2 protein-coding genes are annotated in these 1212 nt (G+C 70.6%); both read right to left on the bottom strand.

Annotation, left to right across the window (positions count from 1 at the left end):
- A partial coding sequence (locus tag AX737_RS29180; protein ID WP_066927471.1) for a DUF2628 domain-containing protein occupies positions 1 to 339 on the bottom strand: 339 nt, incomplete at its 3' end.
- Positions 340 to 349: 10 nt separating this feature from the next.
- Entirely contained in the window at positions 350 to 937 is a 588-nt protein-coding gene (gene hisB, locus AX737_RS29175) for an imidazoleglycerol-phosphate dehydratase HisB (protein WP_066927469.1), read from the bottom strand.
- Positions 938 to 1212 lie beyond the last annotated feature (275 nt).

The following is a 1212-nucleotide window of genomic DNA, read 5'->3' as shown; positions in this document are numbered from 1 at the left end:
TGCCAGCACCGCGTCGCGCACCGGCCAGCCGCGCCGGGTGAGCGTCCAGCGACGGAGCGAGGAGGCCTCGAGCCCGATCAGCACGCCGACGAGCAGGCTGACCAGGGTGGCGGCGGGCCGCGACAGGCCGAGCGCGTAGCCGCCGGCCGCCACCAGGGCGAGGCCGGCCGCCACCAGGAGGGCGGCGATCCAGAGGCGGTGGAACAGGAACCACACCACCGAGAAGGCGAAGGCGGCCCAGGAGAACCCGTCCGGCACGATCACCGCCCGGTCGAGCCCGTAGGCCTCGCCGGGCCGCGCCTCGGGGGGCAGGTGCAGGGTGTAGCTGCGCATCCGCATGGGCGTCCCCTCAGAGCGAACCCTTGGTCGAGGGCACGCGGCCCTCCTCGCGCGGGTCGAGCGCCACGGCCTTGCGCAGGGCGCGGGCCAGACCCTTGAAGCAGCTCTCGGCGATGTGGTGGGCGTTGTCGCCGTAGAACGTCTCGACGTGCAGCGTGATCCCGGCATTCATCGCGAAGGCCTGGAACCACTCGCGCACGAGTTCCGTGTCGAACTGCCCGATCTTCTCGACGCGGAAGGCCGTGCGGAAGACCAGGAACGGCCGGCCCGAGATGTCGATGCAGACGCGCGAGAGCGTCTCGTCCATCGGCAGGTGCACGTCGGCGTAGCGCGCGATGCCGCGCTTGTCGCCGAGCGCCTTCGCGAAGGCTTGGCCGAGCGCGATGCCGCAATCCTCAGCCGAGTGGTGCTGGTCGACGTGCAGGTCGCCGTCCACCTTGACCTCGAGGTCGAACAGGCCGTGGCGGGCGAACAGCTCCAGCATGTGGTCGAGGAAGCCGATGCCGGTGGCGACCCGCGCCTGACCGGTCCCGTCGAGGCCGATCGAGACGCTGACGTCGGTCTCCGCCGTCTTCCGGCTGATGCTGGCGCTGCGCATGGTTTGGTACGTTTCGCGAAAGGTTCGGGGTCTGCCCGGATACTCGGGGTCTTCTAGTGCGGTTTCGGGGGCGGAGGGAAGCCGGATCCCCTGCCCCTTTCCCGGGCACATGGAGCGAGAGCGGAATGTGACCCGGGATCCAGCGCACCGAGACGCGAAGCGTCCGAAACCGGCTGCACTGCCCGAAGATCGCGCCGCGTCGCGGCACATCGTCGGCTGGGTCCCGGATCACCTTCCGCTGACGCTCCAGGCGTGCAGGCCCGAAGGGCCCGGAA

It is taken from the genome of Methylobacterium sp. CCH5-D2, assembly GCF_001556475.1.
Taxonomy (GTDB): domain Bacteria; phylum Pseudomonadota; class Alphaproteobacteria; order Rhizobiales; family Beijerinckiaceae; genus Methylobacterium; species Methylobacterium hispanicum.
The sequence above is the reverse complement of the archived record's forward strand: the minus strand, read 5'-3'. Positions and strand labels throughout refer to the sequence as shown.

Excerpts from the sequence above, each read along its gene's own strand:
- hisB (WP_066927469.1), bottom strand. The coding sequence starts at position 937 with ATGCGCAGCGCCAGCATCAGCCGGAAGACGGCGGAGACCGACGTCAGC.